Origin of the sequence: Paraburkholderia sp. A1BS-2L, from assembly GCF_051125205.1 — a bacterium.
Taxonomy (GTDB): Bacteria; Pseudomonadota; Gammaproteobacteria; order Burkholderiales; family Burkholderiaceae; genus Paraburkholderia.
Genome location: NZ_CP120430.1, coordinates 254,832 through 273,584 on the forward strand (window position 1 = coordinate 254,832; position 18,753 = coordinate 273,584).

Genomic DNA, 18,753 nt, shown 5'->3' on the forward strand with positions numbered 1-18,753 from the left:
CTGCAAGAAGTGCATGGCTGATGCAACGCCGGGCGCGCGAGTTGCTCCGTCCGAACTACCAGACACGCTTTATCGCGAGGTTCGAAATGACGGGTACTGCATCGCGACTGACGCGGCGCGCGGCGGCATGCGCAATGCTGCTTGCGTCTTCAATTGGCATCGCTTCGGTGGCGCATGCCGAACCTGTGGCCACGGGGCCGCTCAGCATCACTGGGTCGCTCGTCGTGCGCGGGCCGTTGACCGTTGATGGGCCGCTCGCGGTGGCCGGCGATATCCATGCTAAAGGGCCGATCAAGGCAGCCCGCATCGAGAGGATTGCGCCCGATGATCCCGCCGTGGACAGACGCCAGGGAGCCAACACGTTCTATGGCCCGCTTACTGTGCATGGTCCGTTGATTGTGCATGGCGATCTCGAAGCGCGGGGCCCGATCGACGTCGGCGGCCCGTCGGGCGCGGTCGGGCGCGTGGACGCCGACGGCCCGATTACCGAGCGGCGCTGAACGGCTGCACGATAAATCCGCGCGATGGCTGCGTGCCGCGAGTTGCAGAATAATTGAATGGCGGCGCTCAATGCCGATGGCGACTAGCCTCTTCACGTCGGTTATTTGCGCTATGGCTCGGAGGTGGAACTCTCAGCGGCCCAATTCGAGCACATCGAACGCTTGTTGCTCGCCGCTCATGCAAAGATCGCTGAATATATAATCGCCTCATTATGATTGGGGATTATCCGCATGCAAGTGCTGGTCGACGCTGATGCGTGTCCTGCCGTGATCAAGGACATGTTGTTTCGGGCCGCGCGCCGCGCCGAAATCGTGGTGACGCTGGTTGCCAATCAATATTTGCGCACGCCGCCGTCTCCCTTTATCAAAGCGATTCAGGTGCCTGCGGGTTTCGATGCAGCCGATGCTCGTATCGTCGAGCTCGTCGTGTCGGGAGATCTGGTGATTACCGCGGATATGCCGCTCGCCGCAGCGGTATTGGAGCGGGGCGGCCATGCGCTCGATCCGCGCGGAAACTGGTTCACGCGCGAGAATATTCAGGAGCGCTTGACGATGCGCGACGTCATGGACCAGCTGCGCAATGCGGGTATCGATACTGGTGGTCCGGCGCCCTTCAGCACGCGCGACAGCAAGGCGTTCGCGGGCGAACTCGACCGGTTCCTCGCACGGCATGCACGTAACCGCGCACATAACAAAACGCCGCCGCGCGGGACTGATTAATGTCCGGTGCCTGGCTGGATTTCATTGGATGTGGGCCGCAAGTCAAACGCAGCGCCGCGCCGTATGCCAGTCGGGCGTGCGTTTGAGGCCCTCGCGCGCTTAGCGGCGGCGAAAACCTGCTTGCGGCGCTCCAGAAGGAGCGCGCTCATCCTTGTGGCGGAAGTTGATCCGTCCTTTCGTCAGATCGTAGACCGACAACTCGAGCGTGACCCGGTCACCGGCAAGAATGCGAATGTGGTTCTTGCGCATGCGTCCCGATGCATACGCGTTCACCACCACGCCGTTCTCGAGCGTAACGCGGTATTTGCTGTCCGGCAGCACTTCGTCGACGATCCCGTCCAGTTCCAGCAGTTCTTCTTTTGCCAAATCAATGCCTCCAGAGAGCGTGATGCCGCGTCGATGCAATACATGAGCGAACTGCGCCAATCATTGCGCTTGCAACGATCGCAGCTTTTGCACGCGGGGTGATGTTGAGCGTTGTCCGGCGCATGTTGCGAATGCGTCGCATAACGGCGTGCCAGCTGGCTGATATCGAGTAGCGGGCGCGAAGACCGGGCTCGCTATGGACATCATCCGCACCGTTGACTTGCGGGCGCGGCGGAAGCGGAAATGCAAGAAATGCAGCTGACTACAACGGACAACCGTGACATGCAGTGGCATGCGAGTGCCACGACAAGGCGGGAGAATCGCGTCCACCCCAACGGGCGGACGCGACCCGAAAGCGTTACTGCGGGGTGATGTTCGAAGCCTGGAGGCCCTTCGGGCCGCGCTTGGTTTCGTAGCTGACCTTCTGGCCTTCAGCCAGCGTCTTGAAGCCCGTCGAGCGCACTTCCGAGAAGTGTGCGAACAGGTCGTCGCCGCCCTTGTCCGGGGTGATGAAGCCAAAGCCCTTGGTGTCGTTAAACCACTTGACGGTACCAGTTTCCACTAGATATTCCTTAAACAGACGAATAAAGTTGCCCGCCCCGAAAAAAGAAGGGGGCGAATAAAAAAAATCAAAAAGGAGAGGTCAACGAGAGCCGCCGATCAGCGGCAAATGATGAGCAATCAAGCATTTTGGACATTTTGGTGCATGACAGTACGCGGTACGCGGTGCCAAGTCAAGCGCTTTCTCGCCTGATTTTACTTTCCGAATCGCGCCTCGCCGATATTTGCTTCACGCGCTTTCCCGTACCACCAGCTCGAAACCCAGATCGACCGCCGGTCTGGCAATCGGCTCGCGATCGATCATGGCAAGCAGCAGATTGGCTGCCACGCGTCCCATTTCCACCCTTGGCGTGCGAATCGTGGTCAGGCGCGGCACGCAATCGGCGGCGCCCGCCAGATCGTTGAAGCCAACAATAGCCACGCGCGAAGGCACCTCGATGCCCTGGCGGCGCGCCTCGAAGAGCGCCCCCTGTGCGAGATCGTCGTTGCCGAAGAAAATGCCGTCCACGTCGGGCCGGCGTTGCAGCAGTTGCCGGAACAGGTCGCAGCCCAGCCCGATCGACGATGGCGATGACGTGAGCACTTCGAGATCGGGGTCGTAGAGACCCCGATGCCTGAGCGCTTCGCGAAAGCCCTCGGCGCGCTGCATCGTGCGCGCATCGAGCTGCGCGCCGACAAAGGCATTGCGGCGGCAGCCGCGCCCCACCAGATGCTCGGCCACGGCCTGGGCCGCGCGCGTCTGCGAGAAGCCCACGCAGTGCACGCCCGCGGCTTCGTCCAGCTCCATGATGTGCACGCAGGGCACGCCGCTCGCGTCGATCAGGCGGCGAGCGCTTTCGGTGCGGTCGAACCCGCTCACGATCAGGCCGCCCGGCGACAACGCCAGATAGTGGCGGATCAGGTCCTCTTCCGCATGGCGCGAATAGTGCGAATTGCCGATCAGCACTTCATAGCCGCGCGGGCGCAGCACGCTGTGGATTGCTTCGAGCACGTCCACGAACACCGCGTTGGAGATCGATGGAATCACCACGGCGACGGCGTCGCTGCGCGAGGACGCGAGGGCCCGCGCAGCGGGATTCGTGACGTAATTGAGCTCCGCCGCGGCGGCCTTGACGCGTTCCACATAGTCGGGCCCCACGGAGCCCATGCCGCGCAGCGCGCGAGAAGCCGTAATCGTGCTCACGCCAGCGCGCCGGGCGACCTCTTCGAGCGTGGGCCGGCCTGTGCTGCGGGTTTTCCTGAGTGTCGAGGTTGCCATGATCGATTTAGGATAGCGCTGTCTCGCACCTCGCGCAACGGTAATGTCCCCAATTGAACGGGAATTGGACTCGATGCGGCGGGTGCATTTTTTTGATGGCAAGAGATAGCGCTATCTCAGCATTCAGGGAGATTCGAATGACCCGGCAAATTTCATCCGTCGTTGTCATGGGCGTGGCGGGCTGCGGCAAGAGCAGCGTGGCGCGGGCCGTTGCCGAACGCGTGGGCGGCGTGCTGATCGAGGGCGATGCGTTCCATCCGCCAGAGAATGTCGACAAGATGGCGCGCGGCATCCCGCTCACCGACGAGGACCGCGCGGGCTGGCTCGACCGTCTCGGCGCCGAGCTCGAGCGCGCCGCCAGCCGGGGCGAGCGTGCCGTGCTGGCGTGCTCGGCGCTCAAGGAGCGCTACCGCGACCGGCTGCGCGCGGCCACGGCTTCGCTGGGTTTTGTGTTTCTCGATCTGCCGCAGTCGGCGGCGCTTCAGCGCGTGGCGCAGCGTGACGACCATTTCATGCCGGTGTCGCTGGTCGAGAGCCAGTTCGCCGCGCTGGAGCCGCCCGTGACCGAGCCGCTGACCCTGACCGTCGACGGCACGCGCTCGCTAGCCAGCATCGTCGCAGACGCGGTGGCGTGGTGCACGAGCAACCACACGCCGGCGAGCTTGATGCGGACAGTGTGAGATAGCGCTGTCTCATGCTGCGGCTTCGCCGCCGCAGCAGGCGCGCAGCGCCCACACCCCGTGCGGCTAGTATGCGACGGGGTGGGAATGATGAATCGGTCCGGCAGTCTATCGAGCCTGCGGTTTAGTAGCGGCGTTGCGCTTCCGCGAGCAACTCGCAGTATTCCAGGTGGCGATTGAGCGCCTTGACACTGAAGCGGCCAATTGCTTCGAAAGCTTGAGCGGCGGTAGACGAAATGATGCCGATGAGTGCGGCCATGATGTCCTCGTGCTTGGGATGGTTGCCTAGGGTAGTTACCTAAGGGTTAACCCTATTATAGGGGCATTCCACGAGAAAGCAAGACCTGATGCGGGGGGCGGTATCGTGATCGTGCTTTTTTGGCCCGATTTCCTGAGTTTCACAATCTCGCGTTACGATTTCGCGTTCCGACGGGCTATTCAATGGATTGAAGGAACATGAAATACGAGAACGCCTTGCAAAAGGCGATCAAGGGACGTCTTGAGCGCGCGATGGAGCTTGCCGAACTGTTCGGCCTCGGGATTATCGGCATCGGCACGGTTGCGGCGATGATCCATCTGATCTGGAAGATGGTGAATTCCGACGGCGTCACGCTAACCGATTTGCTGCTGATGTTCCTCTATCTGGAAGTCTTCGCGATGGTCGGGCAGTACCTGAAGGCCGGGCAATTGCCCGTACGCTTTCCGCTTTACATCGCAATGGTGTCGATTGCGCGGGATTTGATCCTGCGCTCGGGATCGAATACGGAGTTGCATTTGCTGGCGTCGGCGGGCGCTATCGTGCTGATTGCACTGGGCGTCTTGCTGATTCGCTACGGCCGGGCGAAATATCCGAGCGAGCCGGCCGAGTCGAAGGGCGAAGGGGCGAGCTAGAGGCAGTGAAGGCGGGCGCGCCATGGGGAACCAGCGTGCCCGCTATGTTCAATCCGGCGCTCAATCGAGCGCCTTGCCCCCCGTCTCCTCGAACATCGACACCGCGATCAGCGAAATCAGCACGCACACGATCATGTACCACGCGGGCGCCATCTTGCTGCCCGTCGCGCGGATCAGCCACCCGGCGACGAGTTGCGCGGTGCCGCCGAACACCGAGACCGCGATCGCATACGCGCTCGACATATAGCCCGCGCGCAGATGCTTGGGGAAGTTCTCGGGCATCAGTGCGTAGGCGGGTGCGGAACCCATCGTGTAGCAGAGCATCAGCACGATCAGCGTGACGAGCACCACCGGCAGCGACGGAAAGTGCGTCATGATCCAGAACGCCGGATACAGCAGCAGGATCAGCGCGACGCGGCCGATGATCGTGAGCGGCTTGCGCCGGCCCATGCGATCGGACCACGCGCCGTAGATCGGGCACATCACGAGCGAGATGGTGCTCGACGCCACGCCTGCGAGCATCGACATCTTCGGCGGCAGGCCCAGGTACTGGATGCAGAAGGTGGGCATGTAATACATCATCACGTAGGTTGAAACCGACATGCCCATGATCGCGAAGATCGTGAGAAACCAGTTGCGCACGTAGAGGCCGCGCTTCGGGTCGTCGCGGGTGGCCACGGCTTTTGCGGCCGGCGGCTCCTCGCGGATATGCCGGCGCAGATAGATGCCCACCGGCGCGATCAGCGTGCCGACCAGAAAGGGAATGCGCCAGCCCCAACTGTGCATGGTCGCGGCCGGGAGCAGGAAGCCGAGGCTCGCCGCAAGACCCGAGCCGAGCAGCGCCGCCGCGCCCTGGCTCGCGAGCTGCCAGCTCGCGCGAAAGCCGCGGTTCGCTGTGCTGCCCATCTCCAGCAGCGTGGCCGTGGCCGCGCCGAATTCGCCGCCTTGCGCGAAGCCCTGCACGAGCCGCGCGACCACGATCAGCACCGGCGCGGCGAGGCCGATTTGAGCGTAAGTGGGCGCAACGCCGATGGCCGCCGAGCCCAGCGCCATCAACAGGATCGTGAGCGTGAGCGCGGGCTTGCGTCCGGCGCGGTCCGCATAGCGGCCGAGCACGATCCCGCCGAGCGGTCGCATCACGAAGCCCACGGCGAACACCGCGAAGGCGAGCAGCGACGACGTGACGGGGTCGTCGGAGGGAAAGAACTGCTGGCCGATCGTGAGCGCGAAGTAGCTGTAGACCGTGAAGTCGAAGAACTCGAGCAGATTGCCGATCACCGCCGCAACCACGATCTTTCTTTGCTGCCCCGGCGTCATCTCGGGCGCTTGCGCGTGCGCGGGGGCAAGTGTCCTGGCGGCGATGTTCATGCGCGCGCCTCGCTCAGGAAGCGCTCGACGAGGCGCGTCCAGAACGCTGCGCCCACGGTGAGGTTCTCGTCGTTGAAGTCGTAGCGCGCGTTGTGCAGCATCGGCCGGCCTTCGCCGTTGCCAAGGCGCACGAAGCAGCCGGGGCGCTCCTGCAGGTAGTACGCGAAGTCCTCGCTGCCCGCGATGGGCGGGAACGGCGCAATGATGTGCTCCGGCCCGACCAGCTCCTCGGCCACCTTGCGCGCAAACTCGGTCTCGGCTTCGCTATTCACGAGCACCGGATAGCCGCTGATGTAGTCGATTTCCGCGCTTGCGCCATAAGCCTCGGCCTGCGACTGGACCAGCGCGCGGATGCGCTTTTCGAGCGTCTCGCGCACCGCCGGCGAGAACGAGCGCACGCTCATTTCCAGCACGGCATCCTCGGGAATCACGTTGGGCGCGAAGCCGGAGCGGAACGAGCCCACGGTGATCACCGCGGCTTCATTCGGATCGACGTTGCGCGACACGATCGATTGCAGCGCCATCACGATGCTGCTGCCCACCAGCACCGGATCGACTGCCAGATGCGGACGCGCGGCGTGGCCGCCGCGCCCCGCAATGCGCACCTTGACGGTGTCGCAGGCGGCCATCAGCGCGCCGCTGCGAAAGCCGAAGGTGCCGGCCGCCACGCCCGGATGATTGTGCAGTCCGAAGATGGCCTCGCACGGAAAGCGCTCGAACAGGCCATCGGCAATCATGCGCACGGCGCCGCTGTCCGAGCCGGCCTCTTCGGCGGGCTGGAAGATCAGATGCACGGTGCCGTCGAAATTGCGCGTCTTCGCGAGCTGCTGCGCCGCGCCGAGCAGGACCGTGGTGTGCCCATCGTGGCCGCAGGCGTGCATCTTGCCGTCGTGAATGCTCGCGTAGGCGAGGCCGGTCTGCTCGTGGATCGGCAGCGCGTCCATGTCGGCGCGCACGCCGACGGTGCGCGCGCTAGTGCCTGCCTTCAGCGAGCCGACCACGCCATGGCCGCCGACATTGCGCGTCACGTCGTAGCCCCATGCCTTGAGCTTTTGCGCCACGAATTCCGCGGTATTGGCTTCCTGGTAAGACAGTTCGGGGTGCTTGTGAATGTGATGGCGGATCTCGCTCAGTTGCTCGCGGGCCTGGGCCAGGTCGGCAACTTCGCAATAACGGCTTTCGCTCATGGGGTGGTGGCTCCTGATATTGGCGTGGACGCGCGGGGCGTCGAATCGTGTGTGCTTGGGGGGGCGTGCCGGACCTGGGCTGGCGCCGTGCACCCGTGCAGCGCCGAGTATTGCATCGACGAAATGCTCGACCCATGACAGAAACGCATCGAAAATGTTGCTTTCAGGTCAACGATTCGACGGTCCGCGAGTGGCCGTCGGGAAAAGGGGCGAGATGGACGAGACAGGCGGCAGCGCCGACGCGCCGATGGGCCGTTGGATCGACGAAATCGGCGAGCGCTCGCTGCGCTACCTGGCCGAGATTGCGGCCAGCGGCGGCGTGCGCCTGGCGGCCGATGCGCTGGGCGTCAATGCTTCGGTGATCAGCAGGCAGGTGGCGGCGCTGGAGCGGCGGCTGCGCCTCCCGCTGATCGAGCGGCGCGGACGCCAGGTGGTGGTGACCGAAATCGGCCAGGTGCTCATCGATCACTATCGCGACGGTCAGCGGCGCGAGCGCGACCTGATCGCTCGCCTCGAGGAATACCGGCACCTGAAACGCGGGCGCGTGGCGCTCGGCGTGGGCGAGGGCTTCATCGGCAATCTGATTGCGCGTGCGCTGCAGCGCTTTTCGATGACCTATCCGGACATCCTCGTCGAGATTCGCTCGGGGCCTACGCCGGCCGTGCTGTCGCTGGTGCGCGACGACATCGTCGATATCGGCCTGTGCGCGCGCTCGGCTGAAGATCCGGTGATGCGCGTTCATCCGTTCGCGGCGCGGCCGTTGTGCGCGGTGGTCGCGCCTTCGCACCGCTTCGCGCGCATGACCAGGGTGCCGCCCGCGGAGCTCGCTCACGAGCGCCTGATTTTCATGACCGAGGCGTTTGGCGTGCAGCATTTCGTGCAGTCGCTGCTCGACGACGTGCGCCTCACCGTGATGCCCGCGTATCGCGTGGACCTTTTCAACACGGCGCAGACGCTCGCGGCTGCGGGCCTCGGCGTGGCCTTCATGTCGTCGATCACCGCGCGGCGCGGCATCGATCTGGGCGAGCTGGTGGCGGTGCCGCTCGATCATCCGATTGCGGCGGGCTTCGCCAGCCAGATGCTCACGCGCGTGGGCCGGCGCCTGTCTCCCGCGGCCGATCACTTGTGGAAGCAGCTTGCACAGAGTTTCTTGCAGGACCACGCGCCGTAGAATTGCAACTAACCGCCAATCGAATCCCGTCCCAACCAACGCCTAATGGCGCATGACAATCTGGCCGCCGCGTACGGCCACGATATGATTGCAACGGTGACCAGCACGATTCTTTCATCGACATCGACGAAGTAGACAGAGGAGACACGCATGCTGAAAAATCTGGACCCGCTGCTGAACGCCGACGTGCTGCACGCGTTGCGCGCCATGGGACACGGCGACGAAGTCGTGGTTTGCGACGCGAATTTCCCCGCCGATTCAGTTGCGCGCGCAACTGTTTCGGGAAAGCTCCTGCGCATGGATGGCGCCGATTCGCCGCGCGCCGTGCGCGCGATCCTCTCTGTATTGCCGCTCGATACGTTCGTGGAAGCGCCCGCGATGCGCATGGAAGTGGTGGGCGAGCCCGATACGATTCCCGCCGTGCAGCGCGAGGCGCAGGCCGAGGTCGATGCCGCCGAGGGGCGCGCGGTGCCGTTCGCGCCGATCGAGCGCCATGCGTTCTATGCGCGCGCACGCAAGGCGTACTGCGTGATCGCCACGGGCGAAACGCGCGGCTATGGCTGCTTTGTGTTTACCAAGGGCGTGCTGCTCGCACCGGATGCGCCGCGCACAAGCGAGTAAGCCGGAGCGGCGGGGCGTGCGGCAGGTGTCGCCGCTGTCCGCTCAGCCCGTTTCGATCCCCAGCGCCGTAATGAGTCGTTCGCGCCGCGCCAGCGCTTGCAGCGACTGCTTGCCCAGGTGCGTCGCGACGAGATTGAGCAAGCCCTCGCAGAAGATCAGATACGCGCCCATGCTATTGCTGAAGAAGCTGCTCTCGTGCGGAATCAGAAAGGTATGGCGCGCGGGCGGCACGAGCGGCGATGCGAGCGTGTCGGTGATGGCGATCACGGTCATGCCGGCGGCGGCGGCGGCCACGGCGGCATCGGCGACGCTGCGGGTGTAGGGCGCGACGCTCGACACGACGACCACGTCGCCGGGCTGCAACTGCGCAAGGCCTTCGGCCACGCCCAGGCCGTGCGCGTCGAGCAGGGCAACGTCGGCGCGAATCATGCCGAGGCCATAGCAGAGAAAGCTCGCGAGCGCGCTGAATTGGCGCAAGCCGTGCACGCGCACGCGCGGCGCGCCGGCAAGCAGCGCGGCCGCACCGCGCAGGTCGGCGGGCGAGAGCCGCGTGAGAAATGCGTCCACGTTGGTGATCGATTCGCGTGCAAGCTGGGCGACCACCTCGACCTCGGGCGAGGTGTGGTTGGCTTGCGCCGATTGTGCCCGCGACTTCTTTCCGGCAACCAGTTGCTCGGCCTGGTGCGTATAAAAATGCCGATGCTGTTGGGCAAGGCTGTCACGGAAGACGCTCTGAAAATCGGCGAAACCCGTGTAGCCGATCTTCGTCGTCAGGCGCGTGAGCGTCGATGCATTGACGCCCAGCGCCGTGGCCAGATCCGTGATGGTGCGCACGGCGACTTCCTCGGGCTGCTCGAGCAGGTGCGCCAGCACCGAATGCGCCTTGCCGCCGAGCGAAAGATTCGCCTCGCCGCGCCCGATGCGCACCATCAGTTCGCGCAGGCCGTCGACCGTGCGCGGCGCGCCGGGCATGGCGTCAGACGCCGGTGCCGCGTCGCGGCTGCTGCTCGGACGGCGCGTCTTGTGCTTGTCTGTATCCATCGATCAATCGATACCGGGGCGGCGTCCCGGGCTGTTCGTAAATGTCCCATTCTATGTGAGACGTCTTGATCGCGATATCGGCGGTAGCGAGCGTGTTCTCTCCATCGGGGTCGTGGGGATCGGTGCGGTAGATCGGCAGCGCCGCGAGATTCCCGCCGTTCGTGTCGGCGAGCACCGCAAGCGGGTCGACGGCGCTGCACGCCTGCTCCAGCAGTTGCTCGCCGCGCCGCTGCCGGTCGCGCGAGGAGTCCGTCACGACCTGCGGATCGTCGCGCATCGTGGGGTGGATCGCATGATTGGCGTGCAGCGACGGCGCCGTGATGGCCAGCACCGAGCATTGGCGCGCATTGAACTCGACACTGAGCAGATCGGGGCTCGCGCGATGCCCGAGCGTGAGGTGAAACGCTCCGGCGCGAGGGGTATCGCGCAGCGTTGCGACCGCGGCGTCGAGGTCGGGCGCATCCAGCACGGCGCGCGTGAGCACCATGCGCGGCACGCCCGCGTCGGTGTGGAGCGGGCGCAAATTGTTGACCGTGACGGCGAGGCCTGCCTCCGTGACTGCGAACGTGTGCCCCGGCAGCGAGCCAGGATAGACGAACGACACAAAGCCCGGACTGCCTTCGATGCGGCACTCGGCAATCGCGCAATGTCCCGCAAAGCCGGGATCGCCGTCTTCATTGTGGCTGATGCGCCGGGTCTCGCCGCGCCCGAGTTGCACGGTCGTGCAGCCGTCGTGCGTTCCGGCTGCATGCGGGTCTAGCCGCAGGTCGCCACGGCAGTTCCATAGCAAGACCTGTTCGAAAGGCACGCCCAGCCCATCGGCGAGCCCGCACAGTTCCTGCCAGATGCGCGGGAAGCCCAGCCGGACGTGCTTCGCCATCGCCTCGGCCAACGGGCTGCCGCGCCATTGCATCACTTGACGCCAGGCGCGAGTCTGGAGCAAATGTCCCTGTACGGCGCTCGACCCGAAACGGCCCAGCGCCTGGCCGGCTTCGAAGGGTGTGCCGGAAACCTTGATGAAATCGAGTGCTGGCATAGCCTGAGAATTTGCCTGAAAATTCATTCGACATGCTGAAGAAAATCGCGCAGGCGCTGATTCGGCGGCGCGTCGAGCAGCGCGGTGGGCGGCCCGTCGACGGTGATATGGCCGTGCTCCATGAAGATCAGCCGCGTGCCCACTTTACGCGCGAAAGCCATTTCATGCGTCACCACCACCATCGTCATGCCTTCTTCGGCGAGCGACTGCATCACGCGCAGCACTTCTTGGCGCAGCTCGGGATCGAGCGCTGAGGTCGGCTCGTCGAACAGCATCAATTTGGGCTTCACGGCGAGCGCGCGCGCGATCGCCACGCGCTGCTGCTGGCCGCCGGACAACTCGCTCGCATAGTGGTTGACTCGCTCTGCGAGACCGACTTTTGCGAGCAGTTCGCGCGCGAGCGCCTGGGCCTCGTTCTTGCCCATGCCGCGCACCTGGCGCGGACCGAACGCGACGTTTTCAAGCGCCGTCAGTTGCGGAAACAGGTTGAACTGCTGGAACACCATGCCCGCTTCCTTGCGGATCTCGCGAACCTGGCGCGAGCCGTCGCGCACGCTGATGCCGTCGACGACCAGATCGCCGCCGTCGATATGCTCGAGCGCATTGATGCACCGCAGGAGCGTGGATTTGCCTGAGCCGGACGGCCCGATCAGAACCACGACTTCGCCCGCATGAATGGTCAGGTCCACCGCGTCGAGCACGGTCGTCTGGCCGAAGCGCTTGGTCACGCCCTTGAACTGCACCATGGTTTTGCCGGTGCTCATAGTATCCGCATCCTTTTTTCCATCGTGCGCAGGCAGAAGGTCAGCGCGCCGATCATGCACAGGTAGATGATTGCCACGGCCGTCCAGATTTCGACCGCGCGAAAATTCGAGGCCATGATCTCCTGGCCCTGACGCGTCAGTTCACCCACGCCGATCACGATAAAGAGCGACGTGTCCTTGAGGCTCACGATGAACTGGTTGCCGAGCGACGGCGTCATGCGGCGCACCGCGACGGGCCCCACCACGAATGCGAGCACGCGCCACATCGGCATGCCGAGCGCGAGCCCCGCCTCCTTGAGGCCGCGCGGCACGGACAAAAAGGCGCCGCGCACGATCTCCGCAATATAGGCGCCCGAATTGATGATGATCGAGACGATCGCGGCAGTGAGCGCGTCCACCCGCACATGCAGCATCAACGGGAGTGCGAAGTAAATGAACATCACCTGCACGACGATCGGCGTGCCGCGCACGAATTCGACATAGACGAAGGCGATTTTCTGCATGAGCGCGTTGCCATAGGCGCGCATCAGGCCAAACAGGAAGCCGACGAGCAAGCCGCCCGCGAGGCCCACGGCGGCTATCAGCACCGTGAGCCGCGCGCCCTGGAGCAGGGCGGGGAGCGCGTCGACAACGACCGAAAGATCGAACTGCATGGGGCTCTCCGGGTTCCGGTGGATCAGGACTTGGCCGGTTCGACGCCGAACCACTTCTTGTAGATCGCGGCATAGCGGCCATCGGCCTTGATCTTCGCGAGTGCCGCGTTGACTTTGGGCACCAACGCGCTGCCTTTCGGGAAGGCGATGCCGTATTGCTGCGCCATCATCTGCGGGCCGACGGCCTTCACGCGGCCGTTGCCGGCAGTGTGAATGTAGTAGAGGACGTTGGGCGTGTCGTGCATGGCCGCGTCGACGCGCCCGGTTTGCAGTTCCAGATAGGCATTGTCGATGTTGGGGAACTGACGCAGGTCGGTGCCGCCGAAATGGGTTTTCGCGTAGTCCGCCGCCGAGGTGCCGGTCTTGATGGCGAGCGATTTGCCTTTCAGGTCGTCCGGGCCCTTGATCGTGCTGGCCGTGGGGACCATCAGCATGAAGCCGCTGTCGTAATAGCCGTCGGAAAAGTCGATGACCTTCCTGCGCTCGTCCTTGATCGTGATGCCGGCGAGCGCGACGTCCACGTTATGAGTTTGCAGTGCCGGCAGGATGCCGCTGAAATCCATCGGCTGCAGCTTGTAGTCGAGCTTCAGATCCTTGGCGATGGCGGCCCACAAGTCGATGTCGAAGCCGACGTACTTGTCGCCCTGCTTGAATTCGAACGGCACGAACGCGGTATCGCAGGCGACCAGCAAGGTCTCGGCTCGCGCCGCTTGACCCGTAATGGACACGGCGACGAGTGCGGCCATGGCGAGCTTTGCTATGAGTTTCATGACAACCCCTTCGGTGGTGGATGGAGCCAAAAAGCAATTGGATTTGCGATTAGTATTTGCGCGCAAAATAATTTGCGCAATAGGGAAACACGCATTTTTGCGCCGAAGCGGGTTTACCCTATGGCCGATTCCATCGGTCAATGGCTCGATGTGGACGATCACGTTCGAGCTGCGCTGCTATCTGATGCTGATATCGGGCTGTGCGGTGTCATGAAACGCCGCTGGGTGGTGCTGGCAGTCGCACTCGCCGTTAACTTCGCCGCAATGTACGGTGCGCCGCATCAACGCGGCGAGGAGGGTTTGGCGTTGTTCGGCGTGACCGGCTTCATGATCTGGTTCGTATCGATGTACCTGGCCGGCGTGTGTTTTTATGTATTCCGCGGGCGCATTCCGTTGCGCGCGCCGTTCGCCGTTTGCGCGCTCATCGTGTTTGTCGCCGCCCTGTTCGCGACGCAGAGTGTGACGCGCGCCGTGACACCGACGATGGGCGCTTATCTCCTGTTCTACGTCGGGCAGTTGCAGTCTCCCTGGCTCGCAAAGCTGCGCACGCGCGATGACCTTTCCTATGGCCTGTATCTCTACGGCTGGCCCGTCACGCAACTGATCTCGCATGGGTTGCCAGCGATTGTGCCGCTGGCGGCTTTCGCGTGCGTGACGGCCATTTGCGTTCCGCTTACATTCGCAAGCTGGCGAGGCGTGGAAGCGCCCGCGTTGCGCCTCAAGCGCACGATGGTGTCACGCAGCGGTCCGCTAGTACAGTGATTGAGGTAGTCTGGCGGCTGTCACCATCAGCCTGTGTCGGGAGGTCTTGAGATGTCGCTGGCGCTCTACGGTCATCCTTTTTCTTCATACACGCAGAAGGTGCTCGTTGCGTTATACGAGAACGGCACGCCCTTTGAATTTCGCGTTATCGCGCCCGATTCGCCGCATACGGCCGATTGGCTGCAACGCTGGCCGCTGCGCAAGTTTCCCGTGCTGGTGGACGGGGCGCGCAATGTGGCGGAGACGAGCATCATCATCGAATATCTGCAACTCGCGCATCCGGGGCCGGTGCGCCTGCTTCCCGCTGATCCGATGGCCGCACTCGAGGTGCGTTTTCTCGACCGATTCTTCGATCTGCATGTGATGACGCCAGTGCAGCGCGCCGTGGACGGCGCCTTGACGGGCGACGCCGCGAAGCGTGCCGATGGCCTCGCGTTTGCGCGGGAAAAGCTGGAGTTGGCCTATGCATGGCTCGAAGCGCGGCTGGCGGACAGCGCCTGGGCGGCCGGTGCGGATTTCACGCTGGCCGATTGCGCGGCGGCGCCGTCGCTGTTCTATGCGGACTGGACGCACCGCATCGCCGAGACGTTTCCGGTGCTGCGCGCCTATCGCGCGCGCTTGCTCGCGAGGCCGTCGTTTGCGCGTGCGGTGGAGGAGGCCAGGCCCTACCGTCCACTCTTTCCGCCAGGCGCGCCCGACAGGGATTGAGGTCCGGCGCAGCGGCGCGCGGCCAACGATCCCGACTCGGCATTCAGACCAGCGCGGCCGTGCCGGGCAGCAACTGGCCACGCGTGAGTTCCGAGCCGTTGCGCGCCGAAATGAGCACGACTTGCACAAAGCTATGCGCGGGGGCATACCGGACGAATACGCTTTCCAGCACGCGCGTGAACGTGCTGAGCGAGTAGCCCGCGAGGGCCGCATCATCGACGGAGAGTCGAACGCGCAGTCCCCGTTCGAGCCGCGATTGGGGCTTTTCGATCATCCACTCCACCGCGACTTCGCTCGCCAGCCCGACGATCGCATCGATATGCGTGGTCGCGGACGGCGAATTGTGCGGAACGTGCCCCGACAGCATGGCTTTCAACGCGGGTAGTCCCGCCTGGTTCAAAGTGAACGTTCCGGGCGAAAGCAGGCTCACGAGATTCCAGTAGCGGCCGGGCTTTTTCGGTCGGGGCAGGCTGGTGGTTGGCTGCCGTAGCATGACGATGCGGCTTGCCGGCACCTCCCCCGCAAAGTCGAAATCTCCTCTGCTGTCGCCCGGTTCGATGGCGGACGGGAGATTGCCGTTCGTGCATCGCAGGTCCGCATGGATCTGATCGATGCCCTCTGGCTTGAGGGGCCGGCTGTCGAGGCCAACGAACGAAAGCAGCGTGTCCTGCCCAGCGACGAATTCCGTGAAGCGCTTGTCGCGCTCCATGATCCAGAAAAATGGTTGGCGCGTGCCCGGCCGGCCCGTGTGACCGTGATGAGCCAGCGACTCGAAAGCAGGAACCGGCTCGATTGTGGTGTCGTTGCCTTTCTGCACGCTGACCCGGACGGCATCCACGATCCAGACCGATCCATTGTCCGGCTTCAGCGTTTGTGGCACGAGCGGCCAGGCTGGCGTCACCGCGTCCTTGGGCGCAACCGGATCCGCCGGACGCCGGAACAGGTTGACTACCGGCGTGCACGAGAGCCGGAAGCTCGTCGGGCCCAGTTTGTCCAGCGCGCGCGCGGCGAATGAGTCTGGGTGCACGCCGCGCACCGGGACGTGAAGGGCAAAGCGCCTGTGCGAGCCAGCGCTGCGTAGCAGCGCCGCCATGTCGATATCGACGAAATCGAACTTATGCGGGAATGCGAAATATTCCAGCAGAAGTCGGAACGGCGAGCGCCTGCCGTCGGCGCGCTCGATTATTGCATCGTCGTCATCGAAGCCGGCGAGGCTGACTGGCACGTGCGGCAACGCGGTCCATCGCCCTTTTCCATCAACCTCGACGAATGCGCCGGGTGCGCGTTGCAGCAGCGCATCGATGGCGGCCGCAACGGTGGACGGGGCGCCCTTGACGAACACGCGGATCGTAGCCGGTGCGATAGCTCGCAGATCGGCATTGGCGTTGAATGTGTCGAAGACGATGGACAGAATGCCGGTCGTCTCCTTGGGCAAGCGGATATTCGATGGCGCGGTGGTGGGCAGGCGATACCCGGCATCCGCGATCCGCAGTGGCGCCAGGGTGACATCGTAGACGGTCTCGAAGACGCATTCTCCGGTCATGGTTTTCAGTTCGGCGCGTCGCTCGATGACTTGCGGTTTCGTCATTTCCGCGACTTTCTGGCCGCTCTCGAAACAGGCAATCGTGCAGGAGGGAAACGCACGAAGGTATTCCGGATACGCGACTTCAAGCAGCGGCTTCGTGAACTCGGGGACATCGTCTTCAAGACGCGCGATCGTGCGTGCATTGAGCAGCGCTGCGGACTCGATCATGCGCTCGACGTGCGGGTCCTCGGAATGCTGGCCGCTGAGTGACAGGTGCGCGGCGGCCTCGGGATATCTCGCGGCGAATTCCGCAAGCGAAGCACGCAGATACCCGAGCTCGCGTTCGTAGGAGGAAATTAGATCGTCCATTTCTTTGCGTGAAACTGATAATTAGCATGTCCAAATTTAAATATGCCAATACCGATGGCCGTCCGTTGTTGTCTTGATGGCGGCAACGGGAAGGGGGACGCTTTTCAAGTCCGCCCGGAGGACAGCCGGCTGGAAATCAATATTGCGCCACACGAGGTCTTATGGCAGTCGAACGCGGCGGGCTTGCCGTCGACCATGAAGGCTGGATCGCCTTCGATGATCATGCAGTTTTCGTGTCCCTTTATGGGGCAAATACAGCGATCGCCCTTGCGGGCAACCGCGCTGCCCATTACCTCGCTGTCTTTGCTGCCGGTCTCGACCCGGCCACCGTGGCTGGTTGTGTCGCCTACTCGAATGATGCCTTTCATGACTTGCGTTCCCGGTTCACCAAGACCAGCCCTGCTGGCCATACTTCGAGTCGTAGCGCCGGCCCCACCACGGCAGATAGGCGTTGTTTTCGCCGCGCGCGCGGAACCAGTCCGCGTCTGGATCGATTGGCACGACCTGGGGCGGCGGTGTCACGACGACCGCAACGGGATGGTCCGCGTCCGTGGTGCCGGCCACGAGCACGGTCTCGCCCAGATGGTTCGCCCGGCCGATTGCCAGCACCACATCGGTGAGCGCCGTGCCGGCGCCCATTTCGCCGAGCAGCTCCGGCGTGTTGAAGGTCTGCTTCTGGAAGTCGAAGTCGGGCATCGTCTCGGTCAGGGTGCGGCCGAGCGAGCCGATGCGCGAGGAGGAGGCTTCGCTGCCCCTGCCCGCATCGTGGATCGTGTAGTGGATATCGGGCACCGATACGTTCGCATTGTGCGCGGCGGCGGCGATCGTGGCCTTCCATGCTTCGACCGCGCGCGTCGTGCCGGGCTTTCGTTCGAAGTCCTGTACGTTTCCCGTGGCCGCGCGGCCGATCCAGGCGAGCGGGGCGCGTTCGGTCTTCATCTGCGGGCCGGCGAGGAACAGCAGCACCATGTTTTCGTTGAGCTGGCCGTCCTTTGGCGGAAAGCTCGGGGCGTCCCAGTTCATCACCCAGACGCTTTTGTCTGGGTTCGCCTGGAGGTAGTCCAGCGCGTTGTTCAGCGAGGTGAAGCCCGCGTTCGCACCGCCGGGGGTGACGTGCACGTCGGGAGGCGTGTCGCGGCTCCAGAGGCTGGTGAACTCATCGTTTCCGATATTGAACATACCGATGATATTTTCGCGCAAGTAAGTTTGCGCTTCGATGGGATCAAGGCGGGTGGGAATCGCGAATTCAACATGAATCCCCGCTAACTCCCGCCACTCCTTTTTGTTGTCGGGCTTGACCGTGTAGAAGTATTTCGCGTTCGTCACGTAGCGGGTGTCGAACTTGACGAGCAACTCGTCCATATATTTTTCATAAAAGCCGTCGAAAGTTTCCTTGCCGTGATTGCCGTAGGCGACCCCGGCCACCGACTGCAACGTGGCGAATGACTTCGGGTCTGTCCGCACCATGTCATCGTTCTTGTTCGGCTTGACGAGCCCCATGGCCCACAACACCTGCCACTCGGTCGGGTAGTCGCGCCGCTGCAGCGGATTAAGCCATTCGAGCCCGACAACCTGCACCATGAAGGGTTTGGCGGGATCCGTCTGAGGTGTGCCGGTGTGGGATGAGGCGGCCCGGGCGGGCGTTGGCATCATGGCGGCCGTCGTGAATGCAAACGTTGCAATGGCCAGCAGGACGGGTATGGCAACGAGTCGTTTCATCAACGCTCCTGTAGTTAATTCAGCGGCCGGCGGGTAGCCAAGAGCGTCGCGAAGACCAGCACGGCGGGTACAGTAACGAGTCG

Annotated in this window: 22 protein-coding genes; 8 read left to right on the plus strand and 14 right to left on the minus strand. The window is 63.8% G+C overall.

The annotated features are described in order from the left end of the window. Positions 1-86: 86 nt before the first annotated feature. Positions 87-500 carry a hypothetical protein gene (locus P5W98_RS25680; protein ID WP_421027578.1) on the plus strand — a complete coding sequence of 138 codons (414 nt, stop codon included), beginning with the start codon at positions 87-89 and terminating at the stop codon, positions 498-500. Between the two features lie 231 nt (positions 501-731). Then, complete coding sequence (locus tag P5W98_RS25685) at positions 732-1,220, plus strand: YaiI/YqxD family protein (protein WP_421027579.1); 489 nt, start codon at positions 732-734, stop codon at positions 1,218-1,220. 99 nt (positions 1,221-1,319) lie between these two features. Here the strand turns inward: P5W98_RS25685 and infA are convergent, their stop codons facing one another. From infA to P5W98_RS25700, 3 genes are all read right to left on the minus strand, one after another. Next, positions 1,320-1,586 (minus strand): translation initiation factor IF-1, encoded by a 267-nt coding sequence (gene infA / locus P5W98_RS25690; RefSeq protein ID WP_421028025.1) that lies wholly within the window; start codon positions 1,584-1,586, stop codon positions 1,320-1,322. A gap of 358 nt (positions 1,587-1,944) precedes the next feature. Further along, entirely contained in the window at positions 1,945-2,148 is a 204-nt protein-coding gene (locus tag P5W98_RS25695) for a cold-shock protein (protein ID WP_035525294.1), read from the minus strand. Positions 2,149-2,376: 228 nt separating this feature from the next. Next, complete coding sequence (locus tag P5W98_RS25700) at positions 2,377-3,405, minus strand: LacI family DNA-binding transcriptional regulator (protein WP_421027580.1); 1,029 nt, start codon at positions 3,403-3,405, stop codon at positions 2,377-2,379. A 137-nt stretch (positions 3,406-3,542) separates the two neighbouring features. On the opposite strand from P5W98_RS25700, the gene P5W98_RS25705 reads away from it, so the two are divergent. Further along, on the plus strand, positions 3,543-4,085 hold the full coding sequence (locus P5W98_RS25705; RefSeq protein WP_421027581.1) for a gluconokinase: 543 nt from the start codon (positions 3,543-3,545) through the stop codon (positions 4,083-4,085). A gap of 124 nt (positions 4,086-4,209) precedes the next feature. Here P5W98_RS25705 and P5W98_RS25710 read toward each other — a convergent pair whose 3' ends face one another. Continuing rightward, positions 4,210-4,344: a hypothetical protein gene (locus P5W98_RS25710; protein ID WP_421027582.1), complete on the minus strand. Its 135-nt coding sequence runs from the start codon at positions 4,342-4,344 to the stop codon at positions 4,210-4,212. Between the two features lie 197 nt (positions 4,345-4,541). On the opposite strand from P5W98_RS25710, the gene P5W98_RS25715 reads away from it, so the two are divergent. Beyond that, positions 4,542-4,976, plus strand: a complete 435-nt coding sequence (locus P5W98_RS25715) for a phosphate-starvation-inducible protein PsiE (protein WP_421027583.1) — start codon at positions 4,542-4,544, stop codon at positions 4,974-4,976. 60 nt (positions 4,977-5,036) lie between these two features. Here P5W98_RS25715 and P5W98_RS25720 read toward each other — a convergent pair whose 3' ends face one another. Next, positions 5,037-6,344 (minus strand): MFS transporter, encoded by a 1,308-nt coding sequence (locus tag P5W98_RS25720; RefSeq protein WP_421027584.1) that lies wholly within the window; start codon positions 6,342-6,344, stop codon positions 5,037-5,039. Further along, the gene (locus P5W98_RS25725) at positions 6,341-7,531 is read right to left on the minus strand and encodes a M20 aminoacylase family protein (RefSeq protein ID WP_421027585.1); all 1,191 of its coding nucleotides are present in this window, start codon (positions 7,529-7,531) and stop codon (positions 6,341-6,343) included. The genes P5W98_RS25720 and P5W98_RS25725 overlap by 4 nt, the downstream gene beginning before the upstream one ends. 214 nt (positions 7,532-7,745) lie before the next feature. Between P5W98_RS25725 and P5W98_RS25730 the strand changes: the two genes are divergently transcribed. Both P5W98_RS25730 and P5W98_RS25735 read left to right on the plus strand, forming a co-directional pair. Further along, entirely contained in the window at positions 7,746-8,702 is a 957-nt protein-coding gene (locus P5W98_RS25730) for a LysR family transcriptional regulator (protein ID WP_421027586.1), read from the plus strand. A gap of 150 nt (positions 8,703-8,852) precedes the next feature. After that, on the plus strand, positions 8,853-9,323 hold the full coding sequence (locus tag P5W98_RS25735; protein ID WP_421027587.1) for an RbsD/FucU family protein: 471 nt from the start codon (positions 8,853-8,855) through the stop codon (positions 9,321-9,323). A 42-nt stretch (positions 9,324-9,365) separates the two neighbouring features. On the opposite strand, the gene P5W98_RS25740 is transcribed toward P5W98_RS25735, so the two are convergent. From P5W98_RS25740 to glnH, 5 genes are read right to left on the minus strand one after another with little or no spacing between them, the layout of a single operon-like run. Further along, on the minus strand, positions 9,366-10,364 hold the full coding sequence (locus P5W98_RS25740; RefSeq protein WP_421027588.1) for a MurR/RpiR family transcriptional regulator: 999 nt from the start codon (positions 10,362-10,364) through the stop codon (positions 9,366-9,368). Beyond that, entirely contained in the window at positions 10,300-11,400 is a 1,101-nt protein-coding gene (locus P5W98_RS25745) for a C45 family autoproteolytic acyltransferase/hydolase (protein WP_421027589.1), read from the minus strand. The genes P5W98_RS25740 and P5W98_RS25745 overlap by 65 nt, the downstream gene beginning before the upstream one ends. 23 nt (positions 11,401-11,423) lie before the next feature. Continuing rightward, entirely contained in the window at positions 11,424-12,164 is a 741-nt protein-coding gene (gene glnQ, locus P5W98_RS25750; protein ID WP_421027590.1) for a glutamine ABC transporter ATP-binding protein GlnQ, read from the minus strand. Then, entirely contained in the window at positions 12,161-12,817 is a 657-nt protein-coding gene (gene glnP / locus P5W98_RS25755) for a glutamine ABC transporter permease GlnP (RefSeq protein ID WP_421027591.1), read from the minus strand. Before glnP ends, glnQ begins: the two co-directional genes overlap by 4 nt. Positions 12,818-12,840: 23 nt before the next feature. Continuing rightward, the gene (gene glnH / locus P5W98_RS25760; RefSeq protein WP_421027592.1) at positions 12,841-13,587 is read right to left on the minus strand and encodes a glutamine ABC transporter substrate-binding protein GlnH; all 747 of its coding nucleotides are present in this window, start codon (positions 13,585-13,587) and stop codon (positions 12,841-12,843) included. Here glnH and P5W98_RS25765 point away from each other — a divergent pair. Next, on the plus strand, positions 13,528-14,349 hold the full coding sequence (locus P5W98_RS25765) for an acyltransferase family protein (RefSeq protein ID WP_421027593.1): 822 nt from the start codon (positions 13,528-13,530) through the stop codon (positions 14,347-14,349). The genes glnH and P5W98_RS25765 overlap by 60 nt on opposite strands. 51 nt (positions 14,350-14,400) lie before the next feature. Then, complete coding sequence (locus P5W98_RS25770) at positions 14,401-15,057, plus strand: glutathione S-transferase family protein (RefSeq protein ID WP_421027594.1); 657 nt, start codon at positions 14,401-14,403, stop codon at positions 15,055-15,057. 43 nt (positions 15,058-15,100) lie between these two features. On the opposite strand, the gene tssF is transcribed toward P5W98_RS25770, so the two are convergent. From tssF to P5W98_RS25785, 3 genes are all read right to left on the minus strand, one after another. After that, a complete protein-coding gene (gene tssF, locus P5W98_RS25775; protein ID WP_421027595.1) occupies positions 15,101-16,951 on the minus strand; it encodes a type VI secretion system baseplate subunit TssF in 1,851 nt (616 codons plus the stop codon). Between the two features lie 104 nt (positions 16,952-17,055). Then, positions 17,056-17,319 (minus strand): PAAR domain-containing protein, encoded by a 264-nt coding sequence (locus P5W98_RS25780; RefSeq protein ID WP_421027596.1) that lies wholly within the window; start codon positions 17,317-17,319, stop codon positions 17,056-17,058. Between the two features lie 16 nt (positions 17,320-17,335). Next, positions 17,336-18,673 (minus strand): virulence factor, encoded by a 1,338-nt coding sequence (locus P5W98_RS25785; RefSeq protein ID WP_421027597.1) that lies wholly within the window; start codon positions 18,671-18,673, stop codon positions 17,336-17,338. Between the last annotated feature and the right edge of the window lie 80 nt (positions 18,674-18,753).